We start from the raw sequence: 26,081 nt of genomic DNA, 5'->3' as shown, positions 1-26,081 counted from the left end.
ATCCGCATGGAAGTCTCACGCATACGCGCCCTGCGCGGCCCCAATCTGTGGAGCCGCAACACCGGCATCGAGGCCATCGTCACCTGCACCGATGACGAATGCTCGATCGACCGCCTGCCGCAGTTTGAAGGTCAACTGCGCATGCGTTTCCCGCAGCTCGGACTGCTGCGCCCGGAAGGCCATCTGGAAGAGGTCTCGCTGGCGCACACCCTGGCGCTCACCGCGCTGTCCCTGCAGGCGCACGCCGGCTGCCCCGTCACGTTCTGCCGCACGCAGGCGACGGTCGAGCCCGGTGTCTATCAGGTCGTTTTCGAATACAGCGAGGAATCCGTCGGCCGCCTGGCCCTGGAACTGGCTGAACAGCTGTGCCTGGCGGCCATGGCCGACCAACCCTTCGACCTGCCCGGCGCGCTGGCCCGCCTGCGGGAGATGGATGAAGACCTGCGCCTGGGGCCCAGCACCGGCGCCATCGTCAACGCGGCCGTGGCGCGCGGCATCCCCTTCCGCCGCCTGACCCAGGGCAGCATGGTGCAGTTCGGCTGGGGCTCGCGCCAGCGCCGCATCCAGGCCGCCGAAACCGACCTGACCAGCGCGATCTCCGAATCGATCGCGCAGGACAAGGACCTGACCAAGATGCTGCTGGATGCCGCCGGCGTTCCGGTGCCGCTGGGCCGCACGGTCGACAACGTCGAGGACGCCTGGGCCGCCGCGCAGGCGCTGCAGGGACCCGTGGTGGTCAAGCCGCGCGACGGCAGCCAGGGCCGCGGCGTCGCGGTCAACATCGAGACGCGCGAGCAGATCGAAGCAGCGTACGCCGCCGCCGAGGCCATCAGCGACGACGTCATCGTCGAACGCTACATCCCCGGCCACGACTTCCGCATGCTGGTGGTGGGCAACGCCCTGGTGGCCGCGGCGCGCCGCGATCCGCCGCAAGTGTCCGGCGACGGCACCCGCACCGTCAGCGAACTGGTGGCCGAGGTCAATACCGATCCGCTGCGCGGCGACGGCCATGCCACCACCTTGACCAAGATCCGCATCGACGAGATCGCCAAGGGTGTGCTGGCCAAGCAAGGCTACACGCCGGACTCGGTGCCGCCCGTGGGCGCGCGCGTGGTCCTGCGCAATAACGCCAACCTGAGCACCGGCGGGTCGGCCACCGACGTCACCGACGAAGTCCATCCGGAACTGGCGGCGCGGGTCGTCACGGCCGCGCGCATGATCGGCCTGGACCTCTGCGGCGTCGACGTCGTGGCCGAATCCGTGCATCAGGCGCTGGAAGACCAGCACGGCGGCATCGTGGAAATCAATGCCGCGCCCGGTCTGCGCATGCACTTGAACCCGTCGTTCGGCAAAGGCCGCGCGGTGGGCGAAGCCATCATCTCCAATATGTACAAGGATGGCGAGGACGGCCGCATTCCCGTGGTCGCCGTCGCCGGCACCAACGGCAAGACCACCACGGTGCGCCTGACGGCGCACATCCTGGGCCAGGACGGCAGCACCGTGGGCATGACCAACTCGGACGGCGTCTACATCGGCGACCGCCGCATCGATACCGGCGATTGCAGCGGGCCGCGCAGCGCGCGCAGCGTGCTGCTGCATCCCGAAGTCGACGCGGCCGTGCTGGAAACGGCGCGCGGTGGCATCCTGCGCGAGGGCCTGGCCTTCGATCGCTGCGATGTGGCCATCGTCACGAATATCGGCATGGGCGATCACCTGGGCCTGGGCTACATCAGCACGGTGGAAGACCTGGCGGTGGTGAAGCGCGTCATCGTCCAATACGTGAACAGCAAGGGCACGGCGGTATTGAACGCGGCCGATCCCATCGTGGCGGAGATGGCCCTGGCCTGCCCAGGCAGCGTGACCTATTTTGCGACGGACAAGAATCATCCGCGCATGATCACGCATCGCGCGCAGGGCTTGCGGGTGGTTTATCGCGACGGCGACAACATCGTCGCCGCGCAGGGTGCGGACGAATACGCCATCGCCCTGTCCAGCATTCCCCTGACGCGCAAGGGCAGCATTCCCTTCCAGGTGGAGAACGCCATGGCGTCTATCGCCGCGGCGTGGGCGCTGGGCGTGGACTGGACGCAGATCGAGCGCGGCCTGGGTTCCTTCGTCAATGACGCGGCGTCGGCGCCGGGACGCTTCAACGTGTTCGACTATCGCGGCGCCACCGTGATCGCCGACTACGGCCACAACCCGGACGCGATGATCGCCTTGATCCAGGCCGTCGACGCCATGCCGGCCAAGCGCCGCGTGGCCTTGATCAGCGGCGCGGGTGACCGGCGCGACGAGGATATCCGTCGGCAGACAGAGCTGCTGGGCGAAGCCTTCGACGAGGTGCTGCTGTATCAGGACCAATGCCAACGGGGCCGCGCCGACGGTGAGGTCATTGCCCTGCTGCGCGAAGGCTTGCGCAATGCCACCCGGACGTCGTATTCGGACGAGATCGACGGCGAGTTCATCGCCATCGACACTGCACTCGGCCGCCTGCAAGCCGGCGACCTGTGCCTGATCCTGGTCGACCAGGTGGAAGAGGCCCTGGCCCACATCGAGCAACGCATCACGGAGAGCAACGCCAAGGCGTAGGCGGCGGGGGCACCGGCGCTAGCGGCCCTCGGCATGTGCCGCAGCGCCCCGCTTTCACACGGGCGCCTCCGCCCTCTCCCCGCAACTACAGTGGCGCCCTCGGGGCGCCACTGTGCTTTTTCCCCCCTCCCCCTCGCACACGCAATAGGCGCCCCCCGGGGCGCCTATTTCATTTTCGCGACAGCGGTAACAAATCTTTAATCCCAACCCTCCCCGGGAACGCTGTTTGCTCTACCCCAGAGCACAAGTCCGGCCATCCCCCGGTGCCGGCGCCCATCACCCCAGGAGGTTCCCCATGCTTCACTACGCCGTCGTCTTCTTCATCATCGCCATCATCGCGGCCGTGCTCGGCTTTGGTGGCATCGCCGCGGGCGCGGCCGGCATCGCGAAGATCCTGTTCTTCGTGTTCCTCGTGCTGGCCCTGCTGTCCATCCTCAGCGGCGCCTTCCGCAGGAAGTGACCTCTGCACCGCTCAATCCGGGCCGATCGCGATAGCGGCCCGGACCTGACGGGCGAGTTGGTTTACGCCCGCGCCCGTCTTTCAAAAATTCGCGTAGCAAACCAGGAGGTACCCCTATGATGCATACCCGTAAACTGATTGCCGCCGCCGCGCTGGGCTTTGGCGCTGTTGTCACCTCGGTCGCCTATGCCGCCGATGACGGCAAGCCCAAACAATCCGTCGGCGAATACACGTCGGATGCGGCTGTCACCACCAAGGTGAAGGCCGAGATCGTCGGCAACTCCGCGCTCAGCGTGCTGGACATCGCCGTGAAGACCGAGAACGGCGTGGTCACGCTGACCGGTTCGGTTGCCACCGCCGCCCAAAGCGACGAGGCCACCCGTGTCACTCGCACCGTCAAGGGCGTGACGCAAGTGAAGAACAACCTGAAGGTTGATCCTTCCAAGTCGCATAAGTAAGCCAGCGACCATCAGCCAGCGACCGCGCGCGGCCAGTCCCGCGCGCCGCAAAAAATCGCCGTGATCCGGTAAAGATCGCGGCGATTTTTTTCATCTGCCCACAGGCAATATCTGCACAAGGAACAAAAAAACTCGGCCTGGCACCAACGAGTTTCGCGCCCGGGATTCGACGCTCCCGGGATTCGATCTCGGAATTCGATTTCGACAGGCCCTGACAAATGAACATTCCCCCACACGCCCAGGCTGCGCCCCTCTCGCAGGCAGCCGTGCCAGACGACCCTACCCCTTCAGGCAACGTCGCCGATCTCAGTTTCCAGGCGAGCGCTACGGCCATCACGCGCGCATCGGACACGCAAAGAGCTCCAGCGTCGGCCGTCCCCCGCCTCATCGCATTCGCCATCGATCCGGCCATCAAGCAGATCGTCGAGGACGAAACGCCCTATAAAGAAGAGATCATTCGACTATTTTCCTTCTCGGAAGAGGCGCGCGAAGCCTATCCCACGCGCCTGGCGCGCGGCACCTTCGACAACTTCGTCACCGTGACGAACGACATCGCACTGCGTTTCCCCTCCTTCAACGCCGGCCATCTACAGGCAGGCGGCGAACCTCTTGGTAGAGACGGCCGCCGGCTGCGCATTCCCGAGCATGAAATCGCTGCTGCAGCGTTCCGTGAAGACGTCATCCATGCATACGATGGCAACCCGGCTTACGTCAGGGCCAGGCACGCCGGCTACGTGATCAGTCCGCGGACGATGACCGCGTGGTATCAGGTTGGAGACAAACCCGTCCAGTCGATCTGCGACAGGCTCCCTGTCTACCCACTAAGGGACGGCAAGTGGATGTTTTCGCAACCGTGGGTGAACAGCAGCCCCAACGCATGCGTGGAGATGCTGCTCGCCGAAGGCAAGGACAGGCAGGCGGTGACCGAGCAGATTTCCGGTTTGAAAAGCCGCATGGCCGCACGGCTGTTCAACCTTGTCGAGACGCTGGAAAAACGATCAGGCCGCCGGGTCATCACCGTCCATGGACAACACCGCCTGAGCTCCCACGACGTGACGGCATTGCGTGCCCTGCTCGAAAAGCACGGCGCATGCATCTTCAATCAGGGGATGTACGTCAGCATGCTGGACGATATTCAGGAAACACCGGAAGGGAACATCATCCTCAGCAGGCGCATCCCATCCAGCGGCAGTTACTTCGATTGCGCCGATCACGCGTCCATCTGGACGGGCTGCATAGGCGAAGACGACGGGCACGTGCCGGACTTTTGCCGTGATGTCTGGGACGCGCACTTCCTGACGCGGGAAGCCGCGCCCGCGAGCGCTCCTGCCGCGACGGCGCCCTGAATCACCAGATCAGGAACAACAGCACCCAGGCGTAGCAGAACGGCGCCAGGCCAGCGGCGAACACCAGCCACGCGGCCAGGCGGCGGCCCACGCCGGCGCCCTGGCGTTGCGCCATCACGCGCCACGCCAGGCGCAGGGTCCACGCGATGGCCAGGACCAGCAGCGTGAAGCGCACGGGATTGGCCCAATGCGCGGCCATGCCCTCGTGCTTGAGCAAGGTGATGGTGGTGGCCGTCAGCCCCAGGAACACGCCGATGCCGGCGGAGGGGATCAAAGGCTGCGCCAGCTTGTGCAAGCCAGGACCGCCGATCCAGGTGCGCGGCGCCAGCGCCGGCAGGATGCGGTCGGCCAGCCACAGGGCCAGGTAAAGCGCGCCGCCGATGACGGCGGTGGTGCCGGCCACGAACAACAGCAGACAGCCGCCGTCCAGCCAGGAGAAGCTGTCGTTGACTTCGGGGTAGTGGGTCAGGAGGTACCAGGGCGCGTTGTCCAGCAGCGGCCAGGTGATATCGCGCTCGATCAGCCATGTGGCCAACCATTGCTTCATGGTGACGAACCAGGGGCTGGACGTCCACAGGAACGCGCCCATGGCGATGCCCATCATGCCGAAGGCCATCAAGGCGGTCTGCCAGGCGTCGCCATCGGAAGTCTCGACCACTTCGTGCTCGGGCGAACGGGGGCCCAGGGTCAGGGCGCCGCGATAACCGCTGCAACGGCCGCACATATGGCAATCGCCCGCGGTCTTCATCTGGCGCAAAGGCACCAGCGGCGCACAGTTGATGGGTTCGATGCGGATGACGGGATGGCGCCAGGCCTGCTCGTCGACCTTGAAATGCCAGGGCGCCAGTTTGGCCAGCAGATTGAACACGCCGTTGACCGGGCACAGGTATTTACACCAGACCCGCTTGCTGCGGCCGTAGCGCCAGCCCACGATCATGGCCGCCACGGTGGAACCGCCCAGCACCACCAGCACCGCCAGCGGATACTGATACACGCTGACCATCTGGCCGTACACCGTCGTCAAGGCGAAAGCCACGAAGGGCCAGCCGCCCCAGCGCATCCAGCGGGGAATGGCATGCCCCTGACCGCGTTCGCTGGCCCACTCGGTAAGCATGCCCTCCGGACAGAAGAGCCCGCACCAGGCGCGTCCCATCACTGGCATGGACACCAGCACGAAGGGCCACCAGATGCCCCAGAAGGCAAACTGCGCGACGATGGTCAGATTGTTGAAGACGGACGCGGTATTGTCGGGCAGCGGCATGGCCGCGGGCACGATCAACAGAAACGCATAAAGCGCGACGATGCCCCACTGCAGCTTGCGCAGCATAGAAGCATGGTCGCGCAGGAAATCGGCGACTCGCGAGCTAGCCCGCCCCAAGCGCCCCGCTGCCACAACAGCCATCGTACTTACCTGCCTTGCGTGCCGCGTCCGGCATGCATCGTGTTGCTTGTCCCAGGGTCAGATCCGAAACCGCCGGCTTCGGACCTCAAGTCCAGGACTTTAACAGTTCGGCGCCGACCACTTGTAGTCAGCGCCGCCTTGCCGCTCAGCCAGCCTGCTTGGCGGCCTGCGTCTTCTGGGCCTGAGCCCGCGCCGCCTTGGCGTCGACCATGCGCAGGGTCAGCCACACACCGATCCAGTACACCGCGAACACCAGGACCGAAATCAGGGCGGGCATGGCGCGATAACCGCCGAAGTCCGCCAAGATCTTGCCCAGGCCGCCGCTGTCGCTAAGCAGCCAGCTGGTATCCCAGACCGGATCGATGATGGTCGGCACGACGTCCAGGGAGATCAGGCGGTCCAGGCCACCGATCAACAGGGAACCCGCCAACAGCAGCAGCAGAAACTCCGTCAGGGCGAAGAAGCGCCGCCAGGTGATCAGTTTTCCGCCCAGCTGCAGCAGCCAGAACGTCAGGAGCGCCGCGACGAAGCCGCCCAGTCCGGCCAAGGCCAGCGAGATCATGCTGCCGGTCGCTTCGCCGGCCGACACCGTGCCGTACAGGAACACCACGGTCTCGCTGCCTTCCCGCGCCACGGCGATCATGACCAGGATCAGCAAGCCCCACCAGTTATCGTTGCGCACCGAATCGCGCGCGCCGGTCTCCAGCTCACGCTTGAGCGTGCGGCCGTGCTTCTTCATCCAGAGCACCATCTGCACCACCAGCGCGCAGGCCACCAGGGCCATGCCTGCCTGGAACCACTCCTGCCCTTCGTCCGACAGCCAGGACGACACGCCCAGCAGCACCAGCGCCAGGGCGCCCGCCAGGGCCAGGCCCGCGGCCACCCCGCCCCACAGATAAGGCAGGCCGCGGCGCCCTTCGGGCGAGGCACGCAGCCAGGTGTACAGAATGCCTACCACCAGCAGGGCTTCGACGCTTTCGCGCCAGACGATAAAAGAGACCTGTTCCATGACACTGCCGATCCGCGCGAGGCGGACCGCTTCATTCCTTGGGTTTGACGACCAACGTACCCTTTACGTCCTGATGGAAATCATCGAAGAAAGGATATTCGCCGGGTCGCGAAATCGTGATGACGACAAAAGACTTGACGCCGGGCCCCAGCACTTTCTCCTTGCGCAGGGGAATACTCTCGAACTCGACCGGCTCTTTGCTCTCGTTGCTCAGTTCGATCTTGAAACGTCCCGCCGGCACTTCCAGCCGTTGCGGTTCGAACGTTCCATCGGCCTTGAAGGTCAATTGGAACGTGGGTAATTCATCAGCCAGCGCCGGCGTGCCCGCGCTGGCCGAGGCCAGCAACAGGACCGCCGACGCCAGGAGCGATCGGCGATTCTTCATCAGTAGCCGCCCTTCTTGCCGGTACCGGCGTAGACGAAGTCATATTCCAGTTCGAACGGCTGGAAGAACGGACCCACGCCGGTTTCCTTGTCGATATGGCGGCCGAAATGGCTCATGCTGTCGGCCGTCGGGGGCGCGATATAGTACTTCAGGTGGTATTTGCCCGGACCGTCCAGCTTGACGTTGTCGCCGTAGTGCGGGCCGTCATTCGCCACCATGGGCATCAGGGTGCCCTTGATCACGTTCTGGCTACCCTGCTTCTGCAGTTCGAACTTCACCACCAGATAGGGCATCCACTCGCCTTCCGGAAAACCGGTAGGGTTGTTGGCCAAGGCGTGAATGTCGGCTTCCAGGTGGATGTCGGAATCCTTGGCGGCGCGCATCACGCCCGGGGGGTCCATTTCGATCGGCTGCAGATAGACCGCGCCAATTTCCATGCCGCCCTTTTCTGCCGGCTTTCCGATCGGATACTCAGCGGCCAGCGCCGCGCTCGAAAATACAATACCGGCGGCCAGAGCCAAGGCCTTCTTCATCATGACACTCTTCCTTTCTGGTTATGCAATCGACCATCGATAGACCGTCGGCTTCGCATACCGTTCCCATAAACATCGTTCTCGAAACCACAAGAATAATGCAAACAAGAACTGTTCGCATAAGCCTAACGCACGGGAGCTTACCATAGCCTTAATTAGGGCCGCATAAGTCGGGGTCGGGAGCAGGGTTATATGACGGGTCACGGGATGGTAATACATCCCTCCGCGGCACGACCCTAACAAAACCCCTGTTAAGAAAACATCAAGACCCCGGACAACATAACGGCCGGGCGAGGCCGGCCGTCAACACCGCCGGCACCAGGCCGGCCCGGTAGGACTTACTTGCGATTGTTCGGCGTCGTTCCCGGGAAAGGAAAATTCGAGAACATCGAACGGGTCTGGTCCTGCATCTTGTCCTGCATCTGCACGAACAGGTTTTTGCTCTGCTCGATGTAGCTGTTCATCATGTTCTGCATCATGGGGGTCTGGCCGTTCATGAACTGCGTCCATGCCTCGGGGCCGAACTGGCTGCCGTACAGGCCCTTGGACTGTTCGGCCATGCGTTCCTGGATTTCCATGAAGGCCTGGATGTTCTTCTCCAGGTAAGACCCCATGATGCCCTGCATCGCATTGCCGTAGAAACGGATGATCTGCGACAGCATGTTGGACGAGAACATGGGCACGCCGCCGCCCTCTTCTTCCAGGATGATCTGCAGCAGGATGCTGCGCGTCAGTTCGTCGCCGCTCTTGGCGTCGATGACCTGGAAGTTTTCGGAAGCCAGCACCAGCTGTTTCACATCGGCCAGAGTGATGTAGGTACTGGTCTGCGTGTCGTATAAACGGCGATTCGGATATTTCTTGATCAGACGGGTGGGCCCGGCTGCTTGCGTTTGCGTCATGGTTGTCCCCAGCTTGGGTCGCTCGCGTTGTACTTATGAGAAAAAGAAGTTGTCACCTTAAGGTGTCCCATCACGCGCGCGACGACTGGCCAGGCGTCGCGCGCGCGTCCATGGCAGGCGGGGCTCAATGCATATGCAGGCCGCCGTTCAGCGAGAAGTCCGCGCCGGTGGCGAAGCCCGATTGATCCGACGCCAGCCACGACACGATGGAGGCGATTTCCTCCGGCGTGCCCAGGCGCCGCACGGGTATCGTGGCGACGATTTTTTCCAGCATGTCCGGGCGGATGGCCCGCACCATGTCCGTGCCGATATAACCCGGCGAAATGGTGTTGACGGTCACGCCCTTGCTGGCCACTTCCTGCGCCAGCGCCATGGTGAAACCGTGGATGCCGGCCTTGGCGGTCGAGTAGTTGGTCTGTCCGAACTGCCCTTTCTGACCATTGACCGAACTGATGTTGATGATACGGCCAAACTGGCGGTCGACCATAGGGTCCAGCACCTGCTTGGTGACGTTGAACAGGCTGTTCAGATTGGTGTCGATGACCGTGCGCCAATCGTCCAGGGACATCTTGCGGAACAGGCCATCGCGCGTGATGCCGGCGTTGTTCACCAGCACGTCGACGTGACCAAGGTCCGCCCGTACTTTATCGAAAGCGGCCTGGGTGGAATCCCAGTCCGACACGTTGCCAACGGACGCGTAAAAGGTATAGCCCTGGGCCGCCTGCTCGTCCAGCCACTGCTGGTAATTGCGGCTGGGACCGCAACCCGCAACCACGCGAAACCCGTCCTTGGCCAGGCGCTGGCAGATCGCGGTACCGATGCCGCCCATGCCGCCCGTCACATATGCCAATTTCTCGCTCATTGAATTCTCCTGTTTCTGTCGCGGGGGTATTTCAATCCGGCAAATGCGCTCCGGAGATGCAGCTACGGTTTCAAATCAGGGCCGATGTCGCATGACCCGTACTCTACATGGCTCGTACTTTGACATATCGGCCCGGCGCCGGCTCCAACGGCGGGTGGGTCGTGCTGCCTTGCTGGCCGCTTGCCTTGACCCGGCGGCCCGCATGCGGCGCCAGCCAGGTCAGCCAGTCGGGCCACCAGCTGCCGGCGTGCTCGGTGGCGTGCTCCAGCCACGCCATTGGATCGCCGGGCAGGAAGTCGTCCTTGCCCGCGTTGGCATCGGCGGCCCAATAGCTGCGCCTTTGCTTGGCGGGCGGATTGATGACGCCCGCGATGTGACCCGAGGCCCCCAACACGAAGCGCCGATCGCCACGCAGCAGCTGGGTCGATGCGTACGCCGACGGCCAGGGCACGATGTGATCCTCCCGCGAGCCGTAGATGTAGGTGGGCATTGCCAGGCGGGTGAGATCCAGCGGCAGGCCCGCGGCCGTGCAGCGGCCGGGAACCTTCAAATTATTTTCAAGATACGTATTGCGGAAGTACCAGGCGAAGAACGGTCCCGGAAGATTGGTGCCGTCGGCATTCCAGAACAGCAGATCGAAGGCCGGCGGCGTCTGGCCTTTCAGGTAATTGCCCACGACGTAGTTCCACACCAGCTCATTCGGGCGCAGGAAGCTGAACGTAGTGGCCAATTCGCGGCCGGACATCAGGCCGCCGCCACCCAGCTGCCGATCGCGCAACAGGGCATGCGCCTCGTCGACGAAGACATCGAGCACGCCCGTATCGCGGAAATCGAGCAAGGCCGTCAGCAGCGTCAAGGCCGCCACGGGCTGCTCGCCGCGCGCCTCGGCCAAGGCCAGGGCTGACGCCAGCAGCGTACCGCCCACGCAGAAGCCCAGGGCGTTGACCTGCTTCTGCCCGCTGATCTCGCTGGCCACCGCCAGGGCCCGCAGGACGGCCTCGTCCAGATAATCCGACCAGGTGGCGAGTTCCGCGCCATCGTCGTCGCCTGCCACCGGATTGCGCCACGACACCATGAACACGGTCATGCCCGCGTCCACCGCATGACGGACGAAGGAATTGGCCGGCTGCAGGTCCAGGATATAGAACTTGTTGATGTTGGGCGGCACGATGACCAGCGGCCGTGCATGCACCGTCGGTGTGCTGGGGGCGTACTGGATCAGCTGGAACAGCTTGTTCTCGTAGACGACCTGGCCCGGCGTGGTGGCCACGTTGACGCCGATCTCGAACTGGCTTTCGTCGGTCTGCGAGATGCGGCCTTTGCGCAAGTCGCTGATCAGATTGGACATTCCCACGTCCAGCGCCTTGCCGGCTGACGCCACGATGGACTGCTGGGCCTCCGGATTGAGCGCCAGGAAATTGGACGGCGCGATGGCATCCACCCATTGCATCACGGAGAAGCGCAACCGCGCTCGCATCGCGTCACTGACATCGGCGGCGTCGACCATGCGTTGCATGGCTTTGGCGGACAACAGATAGGTGTGCGCCAGCAGCAGATGCTGGGCGCTATTGCCCCAGGCGTCGCCGGCGAAACGGCGATCGGCGGGCGGCGTCAGGCGGCCTTGGCGGGCATCGTCCATCACGCGCTGCCAGTCGCGCGCGAAGTCCGCCTGGATCTGGGCCATGACGTCTGGCGCCACGCTGACCGGAACGGGCCATGCTGCGGATGGATGGGCTGTCACCTCAACACCTTGTTATGAGTGGCTTTTGCGGGGATGGTGCATTGCGGTCGCAGGACCTGTCAATGCGGGTATTCGCAGGGGTATTGCGCCGCAGCGCCGCGTCAGGGCTGCTCCAGCCATGCCACCATGGCCATGCGGCCCGTGACACCATCGCGTCGATAGGAAAAAAAACGCTCGCGGTCGGTGTAGGTGCAGAGGCCACTCACGTGGACGTCCTGCACGCCGGCGCGGCGCAGACGCAGGGCCGCCAGGCCAGCCAGATCGGCCAGCCATTTGCCGGGCCGATCGGGATAGGGGCGGAACAACGCGGCCGCCTCTTCATCATCGGAAGTGAACGCGCGCAGCACGTCTTCGCCGACTTCGAACGCATCAGGACCGATGCCGGGGCCGACCCAGGCTCGCCATTGGGTGGCCGCTGGATTCTTGCGCCGCAAGGCCGCCAGCACGTTTTCCAGCACGCCGCCCGACAGGCCGCGCCAGCCCGCATGGGCGGCGCCCAGTACGGTGGCATTCTGGTCGACGAGCAGGACCGGCAGGCAATCGGCCCCCATCACCGCCAGCACCCGCCCGATCTGGCCGGTGACGGCGCTGTCGAGGGCCGGCTCGGCGTCCGTGGGGATGCCACCGCCGTCGCTGCGGCTGTCGGCGTCCAGGACCTCGCTACCATTGACCTGGCGCAGCCACAGCGGCTCCGCGGGCAGCATGGCGCGCAAGCGGCGGCGGTTCTCCACCACCACATCGGGGTCATCGCCCGCGCGCAGGCCCAGGTTCAGCGTGTCGTGCGGCGCGCGGCCGATCCCGCCGCCACGGGTGGTGCAGAAGTAGCGGACGCCGGGCCAGGCCGGGCCGCTGACGACGGGCAGCGCCGACGATTCAAAAGTGAAGTTTTGCGTCATTTCCAATCCACGCCATCCAGGACGGCTTGCATGTCGGCGGGCGGCGCGGCCTCGAAAGCCAGCTCACCGCCACCGCCGGGGTCGTCGAAATGCAGGGCACGGGCATGCAGCATCTGGCGCGTGGCGCCGGCCACGTTGCGGCCGCCGTAGAGCACGTCGCCCAGCAGCGGATGTCCCAGGCTGGCCAGATGCACCCGGATCTGATGCGTGCGGCCGGTTTCCAGGCGACAGGCCACCAGGGTCACCGGCGCCTCTTCAGCCAGGCCCCAGGCCCGCGGCTCGTAATGTGTAATGGCCTGTTTCGGCGCCACCGGCCGCTCGACGGTCATGCGGACGGGCACCCGCGGGTCGCGGCCGATTTCCCGGTCCACGGCGCCGCCGGCCTCCAATTGGCCATGCGCCAGCGCCAGGTATTCCCGTCCCATGCTGCGGGCCTGCAGCTGGCGCACCAGATGGGTCTGGGCCCGCTCAGTACGCGCCACCACCATCAGGCCCGAGGTATCTTTGTCCAGCCGATGGACGATGCCCGCCCGCGCCACCGTGGCGAGTTCGGGGTAGCGGTAGAGCAGACCGTTGAGCAAGGTCCCGGTCCAATTGCCGGCGCCGGGGTGAGTGACCAGCCCGGCCGGCTTGTTCACCACGATCCAGTCCGGGCTGTCCTCGACCACGCCGAAATCGACCGGTTCGGGGGTATAAGCCAGGCTTTCCGGGGCTGGTTGCTCCCAAATGGTCAGGACGTCGCCCGGTCCCACGGTCTGGCGCACCTTGGCTGGCGCGCCGTTGACCAGGACGTGGCCACCCTCGATCCAGGCCTGCAGGCGGCTCCGTGAATGGTCCGTCAAAAGACTCGCCAACACTTTATCCAGGCGGTCAGAAGGGGCGTTTAAAGGGAGGCGCAGGGTCTGCGGTTCGTCGTCGGGCGGGAAATCCGCGCTCGCGGCTATATCGGACATGGAGACAAATCATATAATCGACCGCAGCCATGCTAACACCAAGGAAACAATCGTCGTGATTCCCCGCGTTCCCGCCCATCCTGTCCACGCCTCCCGATTCGGGTCGGTCGCGCGTTCATTCTTCCTCCTGTTCTTCACCTTGGTCCTCGCCGCGTGCGGCACGACCAACTCGAAGTTCGACAAGACCGCCGGCTGGAGCGCCGAGCAACTGTATGCCGACGGCAAGCAGGAAATGTCGGCAGGCAACTGGAAGGATGCGCGTGAACGTATGACGGCTGTTGAAAGCCGTTACCCCTTCGGCATCTATGCCCAACAAGCCCTTATCGATGTCGCCTACATCAACTGGAAGGACGGTGAAAACGAGCAGGCGCTCGCGGCCCTCGACCGTTTCCAGCAGCTCTACCCCAATCACCCGGGCACGGATTACGTGCTGTACCTGAAGGGCCTGATCAACTTCACGCCGGCCAGCGCCTTCATGACCAGCGTCACCGGCCAGGATCCCAGCGAACGCGACCCCAAGGGGCTGCGCGCGTCGTATGACTCCTTCACCGAACTGGTCAACCGCTTCCCGGACAGCAAGTACGCGCCCGACGCCAAGCAGCGCATGGCCTGGCTGGTCAACGCCATCGCGATGAACGAAGTTCACGTGGCGCGCTACTACTACGAACGTGGCGCCTATGTGGCCGCCGCCAACCGCGCGCAGACCGTCATCACCGACTTCGAAGGCGCCCCCGCCACCGAAGAAGCGCTGTATGTGATGACCCTGGCGTACGACAAGCTGAAGATGCCGGAACTCAAGAACGACGCGCAGCGCGTGCTGGACAAGAACTTCCCGGACAGCAAGTTCCCCAAGCAGGGTTTCACCACCGAAAAAGTCTGGTGGGACCCGTGGGGCTGGTTCTAGCCCCCCCTACCGCGCGGAGCGCGGCCCCCCCAGGGGGCGACACCGGCGGACCGGAAGGAAAGGCCCACCCCAGCGCGCTTCGCGCGCCCCCCTCAAGGGGCGACACCAGCGGACCGGGGGACCCGGCTCCGCGGTGTCCACGCTGGAATGGCTCCAGCGCTGGGAATGTCGATCTAGGAAATATTTAGGATAAATAAGGGCCGCGATGTAAATCGCGGCCCTTATTTTGCCTGCCGGCTACTCGGCGTCGGTCGATGCCGCCGTGGTCCCACCCTTGGCCTCGATCGCCTCGTCGCTCTTGCGTTGCAGGAAGCCCAGCGCTTCGTTCAGCTCCCGCGTGCGGGCGAATGGCGGCAGGCCGCGCCACAGGCGCTTGCCGTAGCTTTTCTCGACCAGGCGCCCGTCGCCCACCATCAGCACGCCCCAATCCGAGATGGTGCGGATCAGGCGCCCCGCCCCCTGCTTCAGCGAGATCGCGGCTTCCGGCAACTGGTATTCGGCGAAGGGATTACCGCCCCGTTCACGGCATTCGCGCAAGCGCGCCTCGATCACGGGATCGTCGGGCGGCGCGAAAGGCAGCTTGTCGATGGCGACCAGGGTCAGGATGTCGCCGGGCAGATCGATACCTTCCCAGAAGCTGGCGCTGCCCACCAGCACGGGATGCGTCAGCGTGCGAAAGCGATCCAGCAGTTCTCGCCGGGTGGTCTCGCCCTGACGCAGCAACGGCCACTCCACCCCTGCACGATCGAACTCCTCTTCCAACAGGCTGGCGAAACGCTCCACCGCGCGCAGCGTCGTGCAGAGCACCAGGGCCCCGCCCGGGCTGGCGTGCAGCAAGGGCATCAGCGTCTCGACGAAGCGCTCGGCATAGTTCGGCGCCTGCGGCTCAGGCAGGCCCTTGGGCACGAACAGCAAGCCCTGGTTGCCGTAATCGAAGGGCGATTCCCAATGGCCGGTCTGGGCATGGCTCAGGCCCAGCTGACGGGTGAAATGGCCGAAATCGCCGTGCACCGACAGCGTGGCCGAGGTCAGGACCCAGGCCTGCCCCGGCTTGCGGAAGCGCGAAAACGCCTGCGCCACGGACAGCGGCGCCGAATGCAGGCGGACATGATGCAGGCCATGCTCCACCCAGCGCACGGCTGGTCCCGTCCATTGCACCTTGCCGATGCTGGGGGCCGGCTGGCCCGCGGCAAGGGCCGCGGCCGTGGCGGCATGGGCGGCGTCAGCGCGGTCGGCCGCATTGGCCGACCGGCGGGCGGCCCCTTCCAGCAGCTCGGCGGCCAGCGCTTCCTCGGCGCCCCGGGACAGCTCCAATACACCGTCCAGCGATGTCACGGAATCCTGGGACGCGGCCCAGGCCGCCAGTATCTCGGCATCATCAGGGCCATCGTCGGCGCCGGTGCTGCCAGGCCGGCCAGGGGTCGACCAACGCTTCAGGCGCACCAGCAGATCCGCGCCCAGGCGGGCCGCGGCCATCAGGTCAGGATGTTTCTCGGCCACCTCGGTCAAGGCCTTGGTCACCGTCTTGATGGTGTTGGACAAGGCTTCCAGCGCGGCATCGAATTCGTCCGCGTTGGGCATGGCCTCGAACGTGGCCTTGCGCCCCGGCATGCGCTCCAAGGCCGCACAGGACAGGCGCAGCTCGCGCGCGGCGTGCTCCACCAGACGGCCGGCGTCGCTCCAGTTGGTGACTTCGCGCGCATAGGCCAGGCCTGCGGCTTCCGCGGCTCGGCCAAAGTCGAGGAACTGGTGGGTGGACACACTGCTGCCCAGGAAGCGGGTGGCGGTGTCAGGCAGCTGGTGCGCTTCGTCGAAGATGACGGTGTCGGCTTCCGGCAGCAGGTCCGCCACACCCTCCTGGCGCAGCACCAGATCGGCCATGAACAGCGCATGGTTCACCACCACCACGTCGGCCTCCTGGGCCTGGCGGCGGGCCTTCACCACGAAACAGTCACGGATGCGCGGGCATTCCTGGCCCAGGCAGTTTTCCCGGGTGGAGGTCACGCGCGACCAGATGTCGGCATCTTCCGGCACCTGCGCCAGGTCGGCGCGGTCGCCCGTCTTGGTGATCGTCGCGAATTTCTGGATGTGGCGCAGCTGGCCGACTTCGGCGCGCGACTTCAGCGCGCGCTCGTCGCCCGACAGGCGGTCAAGATGATAGTGACAGAGATAGTTGCCCCGCCCTTTCAGCAGCGCGGCAGTGATGGGCACGGCCAGCGCGGCCCGCACCCGCGGCAGGTCGCGGGAGAACAGCTGGTCCTGCAGAGTACGGGTACCGGTGGACACCAGCACCTTGCCGCCGCCCAGGAAGGCAGGCACCAGATACGCCCACGTTTTCCCGATGCCGGTCCCCGCCTCGGCCACGAGCGTGCCGCGCTCCGCGATGGCGCGTTCGATGGCTTGTGCCAGGTCCACCTGCGACTCGCGCATGCGATAGCCCGGCAGGGCGCGCGCCAGCGGGCCGTCCTCGGCGAAAAAATCGGTGATTTCCAGGTCCAGCATAGGGAGAAAAGTAAGAGAAGAAAGGGCAACGTGCAGACATAGTCGCCAACCGCAATGATAACGTTCCAGCGTGTATCTCGCGGTAAAAAGGGACGAAATCCCCCGCCGTGCCCGGCAGCCTCGCCTGGGCGTGTGGCACAATCCGCCTCTTGCCCACGGGGCGTCCCGGGCGGCAAGCCCGCCCGGGACGGTTTTCTTTTTCCATTTTGTCGTTGTATCGAGATGTCCGAAACTTCCGCTACCACGAGCGCCGGCCAAGCCGGCGTCGACCAGGCCCGCATCATTGCTCAGCTGGCTGAAGAACTCGGCGCGCGCGCCACGCAGATCGCCGCCGCCGTCGAATTGCTCGACGATGGCGCGACCGTGCCATTCATTTCGCGCTACCGCAAGGAAGCCACGGGTGGCCTGGACGATACCGTCCTGCGTAATCTGGAAGTCCGCCTGGGTTACCTGCGCGAACTGGAAGAGCGCCGCGTCGCCATCCTTGAGTCGGTAGGCCAGCAAGGCAAGCTCACCCCCGAGCTTGAGACCGAAATCCGCGCTGCCGACACCAAGCAACGCCTGGAAGACCTTTACGCGCCCTATAAGCCGAAGCGCCGCACGCGCGCCCAGATCGCTCGCGAGGCGGGTCTGGAGCCGCTGGCCGAAGCCATTCTGGCGGATATGGACTGCGACCCGGCCGTGCTGGCCGCCCAGTACCTGAACGCCGAAGCCTCCATCAACGACGCCAAGGCGGCGCTGGACGGCGCGCGCGACATCCTGGCCGAGCGTTATGCCGAGGACGCCAACCTGCTGGCCGACATGCGTACGCATCTGTGGAGCACCGGCCTGGTGTATTCCAAGATGGCCGACGGCAAGGAAGCGGAAGGCGCGAATTTCCGCGACTGGTTCGATTTCAACGAGCCGCTGCGCACCCTGCCCTCGCACCGCATCCTGGCGCTGCTGCGCGGCCGCCAGCAAGGCGTGCTGGAGCTGCGCCTGGGCCTGGAGGCCGAACTCGAAGCGCAGACGCCGCATCCCTGCGTGACGCGCGTCGCCAGCCATTTGAAGCTGGGCAACAACCTGTTCGGCCTGGACGCGTCGCCGCGCAACCGCTGGCTGGGCGAAGTGTGCCGCTGGACCTGGCGCGTCAAGCTGCTGACGACTTTCGAAAGCGAGCTGATGGGCCGCCTGCGCGAAGAGGCCGAAGCTGAGGCCATCCGCGTGTTCTCGGCCAACCTGAAAGACCTGCTGCTGGCCGCGCCGGCCGGCCCCAAGACCGTGCTGGGCGTCGACCCCGGCATCCGCACGGGCTGCAAGGTCGCCGTCATCGACCCCACCGGCAAGGTGGTGGACCACGCGACGATCTATCCTTTCGAACCGCGCCGCGACCGCGAAGGTTCGATCAAGGTGCTGGCTGCCCTGGCCGCCAAGCACAAGATCGAACTGGTGGCGATCGGCAACGGTACCGCCTCGCGCGAAACCGAAAAGCTGGTGGCGGACTTGTCCACGGCCTACCCCGACCTGAAGCTGACCCGCGTGGTCGTGTCCGAAGCCGGCGCTTCCGTGTATTCGGCGTCGGAACTGGCCGCGCTGGAATTTCCCGACCTGGACGTCACCATCCGTGGCGCGGTCTCCATCGCCCGCCGCCTGCAGGATCCGCTGGCGGAACTGGTCAAGATCGAGCCCAAGGCCATCGGCGTGGGCCAGTACCAGCACGACGTCAACCAGCGCGAGCTGGCCCGTTCGCTGGATGCGGTCATCGAGGATTGCGTGAACGCAGTGGGTGTGGACGTCAATACGGCCTCGGCGCCACTGCTGACGCGCGTATCGGGCCTGAACTCCCTGCTCGCCAAGAACATCGTTGCCTGGCGCGACGAGAACGGTGCGTTCCCGTCGCGCGACGCGCTGCGCAAGGTGCCCCGCTTCGGCGACAAGGCCTTCGAACAGGCCGCGGGCTTCCTGCGCATCCAGGGTGGCGAGAATCCGCTGGACGCGTCGTCGGTGCACCCGGAAGCCTATCCCGTGGTCGAGCGCATCCTGGACCGCATCAAGGCTGAAGTGCGCCAGATCATGGGCCAGCGCGAAGCGCTCAAGGGCGTGTCGCCGTCGGACTTCACCGACGAGCGTTTCGGCTTGCCGACCGTGCGCGACATCTTCACCGAACTGGAAAAGCCGGGCCGCGATCCGCGTCCCGAGTTCAAGACGGCGACCTTCAAGGAAGGCGTGGAAACGCTGAATGACCTGCACGAAGGCATGATTCTGGAAGGCGTGGTAACCAACGTCGCCAACTTCGGCGCCTTCGTGGACATCGGCGTGCACCAGGACGGTCTGGTCCACATTTCCGCCCTGTCGGAGAAGTTCGTCAAGGATCCGCGGGATGTGGTGCGGGTTGGACAGACCGTGCAGGTCAAGGTGCTGGAAGTCGACGTGCCGCGTAAGCGCGTGGCGCTGACCATGCGCCTGAACGACACCGCGCAACCCGCGCGCCGTGCCGCGGGCGCCGAAGGCGGCGGCCGTGGGGCTGGTGCCGGACGTCCGGGCGGCGGTGGCGGCCAAGGCAACCGTGGTGGACGCGGCGGCCAGGACAGCCGTGGCGGCAGCGGCAGTGCCGGCGGGATGAACAGCGCGATGGCGGATGCGTTCGCGAAGCTGAAGCGCTAAGACGCAGTCGACGGCATGCGTACGAAGGGGACCTCGATTGAGGTCCCCTTTTTCGTGCATATCAACATGCACATCACTCCTGGGAAACCAGCCGACCGGCACCCTATCCAGACCGCCACATCATGTCTGGGCAGCGTCTTTCGCCCCGGCCTTGTGCATCAGGAACAGCTTCAGCGCCAGCAGGAAGCCGCCGAACATGAAAATGCCGCCGGCGACCAGGCTGGCGCCTATGGACTGGCGGTACATGTCGACCACGGTAAGCTGTTGCTCCGGCGCCAGGGCTGACACGGCGCTCAGCCCGCGTTCCAGGAACGTGCCGGCGTCGATGCCGGCGCCCACGGTGGCGAACTGGCGGCTCAACACATAAGCCATCACGGCGCCGGAGACCGCGGTGCCCAGGGAACCACCCAGCGAGCGGACGAAGGACATCGTCGCCGTCGCCGCGCCGCGCACCGATTCGCTGACCGAGTTCTGCACGATCACGGTGGCGATCGACATCCCCATGCCCATCCCGCAACCCAGCACGCCAACCGCGAACAGAAAGGCGGGGACGCCCAGATCGAAGTGCGCGAACACGGCCAACAGCACCAGCCCAAGACACTCCAGCCCTACCCCGACGGGCAGCATCGCGTGGATGCGCGCCGGTGTCGTGCCGAAACGCCCGCCCGCCACCGAGCTGATGACCATGGTCACCACCTGCGGCAAGACCATGGCGCCGGATTGCGTCGGCGTCTGCTGCAGCACCAGCTGGTAATACAGCGGCATGAAGATCAGCGAGCCCATCATGGCGAAGGACATCAGGCCCGACGCCGCCACGCAGATCGAATACGACGCGTTGCGGAACAACTTCAAATCGATGAGCGGTTCGCGCGCGCGCCGCTCGGTGAAGTACAGCATGGCGAAAGCCCCGACCGCCACCACGATCAGGACCGCACGGGCGAAGTCACTGCTCGCCAGCGGAATCCCGGCGGAATTGAACAGCAGCAACAAGGCCGAGGTACCCAAAGTCACCAGCGCCGCGCCCATATAGTCGATGGCATGGTGGCCACGCTGCAGGCCGCCGGGCAAGGACGAAAGCACCAGCAGCAAGGCCGCGATACCCAGCGGGGGATTGATCAGAAAGATCCAGCGCCAGGACAGGTGGGTGGTGATGACGCCGCCCAGTATCGGTCCCGCCACGCTGCTGACCGCGAACGTCGCGGTGAACAGGCCTTGATAGCGGGCCCGGTCCCGGTTCGGCACGATGCCCGCGATGATGGTCTGCGCCAGGGTCATGAGCCCGCCGGCGCCCAGCCCTTGCAAGGCCCGCGCCAGGATGAGACCCAGCATGGAATCCGCGGTGCCGCACAGCACCGACGCCCCAAGAAACAGGACGATGCTCACGGCGAACAGGGGCTTGCGCCCATACATGTCCGAGAGCTTGCCGTACAGCGGCGCGCTGACGGTCGACGTCAGCATGAAGGACGTCACGACCCAGGCCAGGTGATTCAGGCCGCCCAGTTCGGTGGTGATGACCGGCAAGGCGGTGGACACGATGCTCTGGTCCAGCGCTCCGAGCAGCATCGCCAGCAACAGACCGGCGAAGACCCGCCTGCGCGCGGCGGGCGGCAATACCGAAGACGTAATGATCAGATTTCCCAGGGAGGCGTGGTGTTGAAAGTCACCGGCTCCGACAGCAGAAAGCGTGCCATCAGGTCCGTATGCTCCTGCGTCGTGATCAGGGCCGCGACCAGCTCCGGTTTGGCCTTGGGGCCGCGCTGGATGGAGGCGGAGAACGGCTCGCGGGAGGCGGCGCCCATCAACAGCATGCCGGACTGGGGCGGCAGCGCCGGCGCCAGGCGCATGATGTCGGCCCGCACGCATTGCGCGGCGGCGTCCATGGCGAAATCGTCAGTCAGGTGGCTGAGGTCGTGCAGCGTGTCCAGCAGCTGCGCGCAGACGAAGTCCTCGAAGCTGCCGTAGCGCATTTCGCTGTCGTCCTGATCGTGCAGCACGATGCCGCAGCCGGTCCGGCCATCGGCCAGGCGGATCAGGGCATACACGTCGCCCGCGCCGGACATGCCGAAAGGCAGAAAAGCGTTGCCATGCTGGCTGGACGGCACCAGCCACTCTTCGCACAAGGTGCGGGCCTCGTCCAGCCCCGTCCATTCGAAATCGTAGGTGCTGGCCATGGCCGGCGGCCGGCTTTGCAGAATGGCATCGTAGTTGTCGCGGTAATCGTCCGGATATACCGTCAAGCCGCGCTCGATGCAGTCGGCCAGCACGGGAGACAGCGGCACGCCGATTTCCTCAGCCAGTTCCCGCAGACCGACCAGGTCGTGTAATCCGCCCATCACGAGGCCTGCAGCCCGGCCAGGGCCGCGCGCGTGGCTTGCGCGGCGGCATCGGCGGCGGCCGCGTCCAGCCCGTCGGGACTATGGGCGATCACCGCGCCGTCCAGCTCGACCACATAGCCAGTCCGCTTGACGGCTTCCGTGGCGGAATCGTAATTGGCCAGCACTTTGGCGCCCTCGCCTTGCAGGCGCTTCATCACCGCGCCCGCTTCCTTGGGATCGGCATAAGCGACCGACAGCAGAAGCTGCTCGCCCTCGGCCGACATCAGGCGGAAGCGGAAACGGCCATCCTCGTCGCGGAAGCTGACGAAGCGCGCGCTCTTGGCGGCGGCCTTCTTGCCCGCGCCCTTGGCGGTGGCGCTGCCACGCAGGGTGCGCAGCCCGATGGCTTCGCGCACGCGCTCCATCAGCGGCATGGCCAGCTTGCGCGCCTTCACGGCGCCCGCCTGCAGGATGTCCTCGATGTCATCGGGACGCGCCATCAAGGCATCGTAGCGCTCGCGCTTTTCCGCCAGCTCGCGCTCCAGGCGATCGCACAGGGCCTGCTTGGCTTCGCCCCAACCCATGCCCGCCAGCAGCGCGGCACGGAATTCGGCCGACTCCTCATGCGTGGCGAAGGCGCGGAACAACGTGAACAGATGGCTGTCGTCCGGGTCCTTGGCTTCGCCCGGCTGGCGCGAATCGGTGACGATGCGCATCACCGCCGCGCGCAGGGCCGCGGCGCCGCCCTCGAACAGCGGAATGGTGTTGTTGTAGCTCTTGGACATCTTGCGGCCATCCAGGCCCGGCAAGGTGGCCACTTCCTCGGCGATCACCACTTCGGGCAGCACGAAATAATCGCCCTTGTACGTGTGGTTGAAACGCTGGGCGATGTCGCGCGCCATTTCCAGATGCTGGATCTGGTCGCGGCCCACCGGCACCTTGTTGGCGTTGAACATCAGGATGTCCGCGGCCATCAGCACCGGGTAGGAGAACAGGCCCATGGTCACGCCGTCATCCGGCTCGACACCCTTCTCGGCATTCTGGTCCACCGACGCCTTGTAGGCATGGGCGCGATTCATCAGGCCCTTGGGCGTGACGCAGGTCAGGATCCAGCTGAGTTCGGGGATCTCGGGAACGTCGGATTGGCGGTAGAACGTCACGCGTTCCGGATCCAGCCCGGCGGCCAGCCAGGTGGCGGCGATTTCCAGGCGCGAGCGGGACACGCGCACCGGATCGTCGGCCTTGATCAGCGCGTGGTAGTCCGCCAGGAAGTAGAACGCGTCGACCCCAGGCGAGAAGCTGGCCTCGATCGCGGGGCGCAGGGCGCCGGCGTAATTGCCAAGGTGGGGAGTGCCGGTGGTGGTGATGCCGGTGAGGACGCGGGTGTTCATGGCGGCGGTTCGCGAGGGAAACGGGAAAGCACGTAGTTTAACGTGCCCGCTTTTACGCGCCCGCTCTTACGTACCCGTCAAAGCAAACCGTTCCCGCCCCCCTGCTCCCGCGGGGCTACAGCGCCACCGTATCGCGCCGGCTGGACTCCAGGTACTCCTTGGACTGCATCTCCAGGATGCGCGACACGGTACGGTGGAATTCGTTGGCCAGCGTGCCCTGGGTATAGATTTCCTCGGGCTCCACCGCCGCCGACATGATCAGCTTGACGCGGTGGTCGTAGAACACGTCGATCAGCCAGGTGAAGCGGCGCGCTTCCGACGCATGCCGCGGCTCCAGCTTGGGCACGCCCGACAGGATCACGGCCTGGAAGCGGCTGGCCAGTTCCAGGTAGTCGTTCTGCGAACGCGGACCGCCGCAGAGTGTCGCGAAATCGAACCACACCACGCTGCCGGCCAGGGCATGGCAGCGCAGCTCCCGATGCTCGATGTGCAGGACCGGATCTTCGCGCGGCCGGTCGGCCAGGCCGTTGAAAGCCGCCTCCAGCGCGTCCTCGGCCGCCTGGTCCAGGGGGCAGTGGTAAGACTTGACCTGTTCCAGCGTGCGACGCCGGTAGTCGACGCCCGCATCGACATTCAGGATGTCCATGCGGGTTTCGATCAGCTCGATGGCCGGCAGGATGCGCTCGCGGTACAAGGCGTCGGGATACAGCGTCTTCGGCTCGTAGTTCGACGTCATCACGAAGGACACGCCGTACTCGAACAGCTTGAGCAGCAGGCGGTGCAGGATCATGGCATCGGCCACGTCCGACACGTGGAACTCGTCGAAGCAGATCAGCCGGTAGCGCTTGGAGATGCGGCGCGCCACTTCATCCAGCGGATCGGCCATGCCCTTCACTTCCTGCATCTCCCGATGCACGCTGCGCATGAATTCATGGAAATGCACGCGCGTCTTGCGCACCACCGGCACGGTGGCGTAGAACGCGTCCATCAGGAAGCTCTTGCCGCGCCCCACCCCGCCCCACAGGTATACGCCGCGCGGCACATTGGGACGATTCAGCAGTTTCTTCAGCGCGCTGGACCGCATGGCCTTGAAGGACACCCAGTCGTCGTAATACTTCTGCAGCCGGTCGACGGCCTGTTGCTGGGCCGCGTCGGGCTGATAACCGCGTTCAGACAGCGCGTTCTGGTAGTACTCGCGTACGTTCATGGAATCCACGGGCCGAAAGCAACCCATCTTCACAAAAGAGAAGGGGGCGAGCCATGACAACCCGCCCCCCGGTTTACTACGTCCGGGCCGCAGCCCGCTTCATCAGAAGTTCAGCGTGCGCTTGTCGACCGCCAGCGCGGCTTCCTTGACGGCTTCGGACAACGTCGGGTGCGCATGGCAGATGCGCGCGATGTCTTCGGCGGCGCCCTTGAATTCCATGATGGTCACGGCTTCCGAGATCAGCTCCGAGGCCATCGGGCCGATGATGTGCACGCCCAGGACCTCGTCGGTCTTGGCATCGGCGATCACCTTGGCGAAGCCGGTGGTGTCGCCCAGGGCGCGCGCACGGCCGTTGGCCAGGAAGGGGAAGCTGCCGGCCTTGTACTCGCGGCCTTCGGCCTTGAGCTGCTGCTCGGTCTTGCCGACCCAGGCGATTTCCGGCGAGGTGTAGATGACCCACGGCACGGTGGCGAAGTTGACGTGGCCATGCTGGCCGGCGATACGCTCGGCCACCGCCACGCCTTCTTCCTCGGCCTTGTGCGCCAGCATGGGGCCGCGCACCACGTCACCGATGGCCCAGACGTTGGGCAGGTTGGTCTTGCACTCGTCGTCGACGGCCACGAAGCCGCGCTCGTCCAGCTTCAGGCCCACCGCGTCGGCCTTCAGGCCGTCGGTGAAGGGCACACGGCCGATCGAGACGATCAGCTTGTCCACGGCCAGCTTCTGCTCGGCGCCCTTGGCGTCGGTGTAGGTCAGGTTCACGCCCTTGGCGCCAGCCTTGGTCTCGGTGATCTTCACACCGGTCTGGATGTTCAGGCCTTGCTTGTTGAAGACCTTCAGCGCTTCCTTGGCGACCTGCTGGTCAGCGGCCATCAGGAATTCAGGCAAGGCTTCCAGGACGGTCACTTCGGCGCCCAGGCGGCGCCACACGCTGCCCATTTCCAGGCCGATCACGCCGGCGCCGATGACGCCCAGCTTCTTCGGCGTGGCGCCGATGGCCAGCGCGCCGTCGTTCGACAGCACGGTCTTCTCGTCGAAGGGCAGGCCCGGCAGCGCGCGCGGCGCCGAACCGGTGGCCACGATGATGTGCGTGCCGACCAGGTCTTCCGACGTCGGGCCGGTCACCTTGATGGCATAGCCGCCTTCAGCCTTGCCGGCGAACTCGCCCTTGCCGTGGAAGAACGAAATCTTGTTCTTCTTGAACAGGTACAGGATGCCGTCGTTGTTCTGCTTGACCACGCTGTTCTTGCGGCCAATCATGGTGCCGACGTTGACGGTGGCGCCCTTGGTTTCGATGCCGTGTTCGGCAAAGTGGTGGTTCAGCTGTTCGAAATGCTCGGACGATTGCAGCAGCGCCTTGGAGGGGATGCAACCCACGTTGGTGCACGTGCCGCCGGGGGCGGGGCCGCCCTTCTCGTTCGACCAGGCGTCGATGCACGCCACCGACTTACCCAGCTGGGCCGCGCGGATGGCGGCGATGTAGCCGCCAGGGCCCGCGCCGATGACGATGACGTCGAATTGTTTGGACATGGTGTTCTCGCTTGAGGAGGCGGACGGCGGAATAAGCACACGCCCCGCCCGGGTGA

21 protein-coding genes are annotated in these 26,081 nt (G+C 65.4%); 6 read left to right on the top strand and 15 right to left on the bottom strand.

The features are described from left to right. Positions 1-6 precede the first annotated feature (6 nt). The 4 genes from cphA (at position 7) to ASB57_RS01410 (ending at position 4,853) form a co-directional block, all read left to right on the top strand. Positions 7-2,589, top strand: coding sequence for a cyanophycin synthetase (cphA, locus tag ASB57_RS01420; RefSeq protein WP_057649916.1), 2,583 nt, complete (start codon positions 7-9; stop codon positions 2,587-2,589). A 295-nt stretch (positions 2,590-2,884) separates the two neighbouring features. Further along, complete coding sequence (locus tag ASB57_RS30200; protein ID WP_082621299.1) at positions 2,885-3,049, top strand: DUF1328 domain-containing protein; 165 nt, start codon at positions 2,885-2,887, stop codon at positions 3,047-3,049. Between the two features lie 119 nt (positions 3,050-3,168). Beyond that, a complete protein-coding gene (locus tag ASB57_RS01415; RefSeq protein WP_057655837.1) occupies positions 3,169-3,507 on the top strand; it encodes a BON domain-containing protein in 339 nt (112 codons plus the stop codon). Positions 3,508-3,725: 218 nt separating this feature from the next. After that, positions 3,726-4,853: a hypothetical protein gene (locus ASB57_RS01410; RefSeq protein ID WP_057649914.1), complete on the top strand. Its 1,128-nt coding sequence runs from the start codon at positions 3,726-3,728 to the stop codon at positions 4,851-4,853. A gap of 1 nt (position 4,854) precedes the next feature. On the opposite strand, the gene ASB57_RS01405 is transcribed toward ASB57_RS01410, so the two are convergent. From ASB57_RS01405 to ASB57_RS01365, 9 genes are all read right to left on the bottom strand, one after another. Continuing rightward, complete coding sequence (locus ASB57_RS01405) at positions 4,855-6,255, bottom strand: 4Fe-4S binding protein (protein WP_057649913.1); 1,401 nt, start codon at positions 6,253-6,255, stop codon at positions 4,855-4,857. A 145-nt stretch (positions 6,256-6,400) separates the two neighbouring features. Beyond that, a complete protein-coding gene (locus tag ASB57_RS01400; protein ID WP_057649910.1) occupies positions 6,401-7,264 on the bottom strand; it encodes an FTR1 family protein in 864 nt (287 codons plus the stop codon). 31 nt (positions 7,265-7,295) lie between these two features. Continuing rightward, entirely contained in the window at positions 7,296-7,649 is a 354-nt protein-coding gene (locus ASB57_RS01395) for a cupredoxin domain-containing protein (RefSeq protein WP_057649908.1), read from the bottom strand. Beyond that, positions 7,649-8,185 (bottom strand): iron transporter, encoded by a 537-nt coding sequence (locus ASB57_RS01390; protein ID WP_057649905.1) that lies wholly within the window; start codon positions 8,183-8,185, stop codon positions 7,649-7,651. The genes ASB57_RS01395 and ASB57_RS01390 overlap by 1 nt, the downstream gene beginning before the upstream one ends. A gap of 335 nt (positions 8,186-8,520) precedes the next feature. Next, positions 8,521-9,081 carry a polyhydroxyalkanoate synthesis repressor PhaR gene (gene phaR / locus ASB57_RS01385; RefSeq protein WP_057649903.1) on the bottom strand — a complete coding sequence of 187 codons (561 nt, stop codon included), beginning with the start codon at positions 9,079-9,081 and terminating at the stop codon, positions 8,521-8,523. 124 nt (positions 9,082-9,205) lie between these two features. Beyond that, positions 9,206-9,943: an acetoacetyl-CoA reductase gene (gene phbB / locus ASB57_RS01380; RefSeq protein WP_057649901.1), complete on the bottom strand. Its 738-nt coding sequence runs from the start codon at positions 9,941-9,943 to the stop codon at positions 9,206-9,208. A gap of 103 nt (positions 9,944-10,046) precedes the next feature. Then, on the bottom strand, positions 10,047-11,684 hold the full coding sequence (gene phaC / locus ASB57_RS01375) for a class I poly(R)-hydroxyalkanoic acid synthase (protein ID WP_057649899.1): 1,638 nt from the start codon (positions 11,682-11,684) through the stop codon (positions 10,047-10,049). A 101-nt stretch (positions 11,685-11,785) separates the two neighbouring features. Next, complete coding sequence (pgeF, locus tag ASB57_RS01370; protein WP_057649897.1) at positions 11,786-12,580, bottom strand: peptidoglycan editing factor PgeF; 795 nt, start codon at positions 12,578-12,580, stop codon at positions 11,786-11,788. Next, the gene (locus ASB57_RS01365) at positions 12,577-13,533 is read right to left on the bottom strand and encodes an RluA family pseudouridine synthase (RefSeq protein ID WP_057649895.1); all 957 of its coding nucleotides are present in this window, start codon (positions 13,531-13,533) and stop codon (positions 12,577-12,579) included. The genes pgeF and ASB57_RS01365 overlap by 4 nt, the downstream gene beginning before the upstream one ends. A 55-nt stretch (positions 13,534-13,588) precedes the next feature. Here ASB57_RS01365 and ASB57_RS01360 point away from each other — a divergent pair, with 55 nt between their 5' ends. Beyond that, on the top strand, positions 13,589-14,437 hold the full coding sequence (locus ASB57_RS01360) for an outer membrane protein assembly factor BamD (RefSeq protein WP_369822771.1): 849 nt from the start codon (positions 13,589-13,591) through the stop codon (positions 14,435-14,437). A 237-nt stretch (positions 14,438-14,674) separates the two neighbouring features. Here the strand turns inward: ASB57_RS01360 and ASB57_RS01355 are convergent, their stop codons facing one another. Beyond that, positions 14,675-16,939 (bottom strand): ATP-dependent DNA helicase, encoded by a 2,265-nt coding sequence (locus ASB57_RS01355; RefSeq protein WP_057649893.1) that lies wholly within the window; start codon positions 16,937-16,939, stop codon positions 14,675-14,677. Between the two features lie 222 nt (positions 16,940-17,161). On the opposite strand from ASB57_RS01355, the gene tex reads away from it, so the two are divergent. Further along, complete coding sequence (gene tex / locus ASB57_RS01350) at positions 17,162-19,582, top strand: RNA-binding transcriptional accessory protein Tex (RefSeq protein WP_057649891.1); 2,421 nt, start codon at positions 17,162-17,164, stop codon at positions 19,580-19,582. 120 nt (positions 19,583-19,702) lie between these two features. Here tex and ASB57_RS01345 read toward each other — a convergent pair whose 3' ends face one another. From ASB57_RS01345 to lpdA, 5 genes are all read right to left on the bottom strand, one after another. After that, positions 19,703-21,193, bottom strand: a complete 1,491-nt coding sequence (locus ASB57_RS01345) for an MDR family MFS transporter (protein ID WP_231755317.1) — start codon at positions 21,191-21,193, stop codon at positions 19,703-19,705. A 17-nt stretch (positions 21,194-21,210) separates the two neighbouring features. Then, positions 21,211-21,915, bottom strand: a complete 705-nt coding sequence (locus ASB57_RS31430; protein WP_057649890.1) for an SMI1/KNR4 family protein — start codon at positions 21,913-21,915, stop codon at positions 21,211-21,213. Continuing rightward, the gene (locus tag ASB57_RS01335; RefSeq protein ID WP_057649888.1) at positions 21,915-23,288 is read right to left on the bottom strand and encodes a tryptophan--tRNA ligase; all 1,374 of its coding nucleotides are present in this window, start codon (positions 23,286-23,288) and stop codon (positions 21,915-21,917) included. The genes ASB57_RS31430 and ASB57_RS01335 overlap by 1 nt, the downstream gene beginning before the upstream one ends. A 115-nt stretch (positions 23,289-23,403) precedes the next feature. After that, positions 23,404-24,495 carry a cell division protein ZapE gene (gene zapE, locus ASB57_RS01330; protein WP_057649886.1) on the bottom strand — a complete coding sequence of 364 codons (1,092 nt, stop codon included), beginning with the start codon at positions 24,493-24,495 and terminating at the stop codon, positions 23,404-23,406. Positions 24,496-24,597: 102 nt separating this feature from the next. Beyond that, positions 24,598-26,025 (bottom strand): dihydrolipoyl dehydrogenase, encoded by a 1,428-nt coding sequence (gene lpdA, locus ASB57_RS01325; protein WP_057649884.1) that lies wholly within the window; start codon positions 26,023-26,025, stop codon positions 24,598-24,600. Positions 26,026-26,081 lie beyond the last annotated feature (56 nt).

It is taken from the genome of Bordetella sp. N (assembly GCF_001433395.1).
Taxonomy (GTDB): Bacteria; Pseudomonadota; Gammaproteobacteria; order Burkholderiales; family Burkholderiaceae_B; genus Bordetella_C.
This window is presented reverse-complemented; position numbering and strand designations above follow the sequence as displayed.

Coding starts and splice junctions, on each gene's coding strand:
- zapE (WP_057649886.1), bottom strand. CDS start 24,495: ATGAACGTACGCGAGTACTACCAGAACGCGCTGTCTGAACGCGGTTAT.
- lpdA (WP_057649884.1), bottom strand. CDS start 26,025: ATGTCCAAACAATTCGACGTCATCGTCATCGGCGCGGGCCCTGGCGGC.
- ASB57_RS01400 (WP_057649910.1), bottom strand. CDS start 7,264: ATGGAACAGGTCTCTTTTATCGTCTGGCGCGAAAGCGTCGAAGCCCTG.
- ASB57_RS01365 (WP_057649895.1), bottom strand. CDS start 13,533: ATGTCCGATATAGCCGCGAGCGCGGATTTCCCGCCCGACGACGAACCG.
- ASB57_RS30200 (WP_082621299.1), top strand. CDS start 2,885: ATGCTTCACTACGCCGTCGTCTTCTTCATCATCGCCATCATCGCGGCC.
- ASB57_RS01395 (WP_057649908.1), bottom strand. CDS start 7,649: ATGAAGAATCGCCGATCGCTCCTGGCGTCGGCGGTCCTGTTGCTGGCC.
- pgeF (WP_057649897.1), bottom strand. CDS start 12,580: ATGACGCAAAACTTCACTTTTGAATCGTCGGCGCTGCCCGTCGTCAGC.
- ASB57_RS01390 (WP_057649905.1), bottom strand. CDS start 8,185: ATGATGAAGAAGGCCTTGGCTCTGGCCGCCGGTATTGTATTTTCGAGC.
- tex (WP_057649891.1), top strand. CDS start 17,162: ATGTCCGAAACTTCCGCTACCACGAGCGCCGGCCAAGCCGGCGTCGAC.
- ASB57_RS01355 (WP_057649893.1), bottom strand. CDS start 16,939: ATGCTGGACCTGGAAATCACCGATTTTTTCGCCGAGGACGGCCCGCTG.
- ASB57_RS01405 (WP_057649913.1), bottom strand. CDS start 6,255: ATGGCTGTTGTGGCAGCGGGGCGCTTGGGGCGGGCTAGCTCGCGAGTC.
- ASB57_RS01410 (WP_057649914.1), top strand. CDS start 3,726: ATGAACATTCCCCCACACGCCCAGGCTGCGCCCCTCTCGCAGGCAGCC.
- cphA (WP_057649916.1), top strand. CDS start 7: ATGGAAGTCTCACGCATACGCGCCCTGCGCGGCCCCAATCTGTGGAGC.
- ASB57_RS31430 (WP_057649890.1), bottom strand. CDS start 21,915: ATGGGCGGATTACACGACCTGGTCGGTCTGCGGGAACTGGCTGAGGAA.
- phbB (WP_057649901.1), bottom strand. CDS start 9,943: ATGAGCGAGAAATTGGCATATGTGACGGGCGGCATGGGCGGCATCGGT.
- phaR (WP_057649903.1), bottom strand. CDS start 9,081: ATGACGCAAACGCAAGCAGCCGGGCCCACCCGTCTGATCAAGAAATAT.
- ASB57_RS01335 (WP_057649888.1), bottom strand. CDS start 23,288: ATGAACACCCGCGTCCTCACCGGCATCACCACCACCGGCACTCCCCAC.
- ASB57_RS01415 (WP_057655837.1), top strand. CDS start 3,169: ATGCATACCCGTAAACTGATTGCCGCCGCCGCGCTGGGCTTTGGCGCT.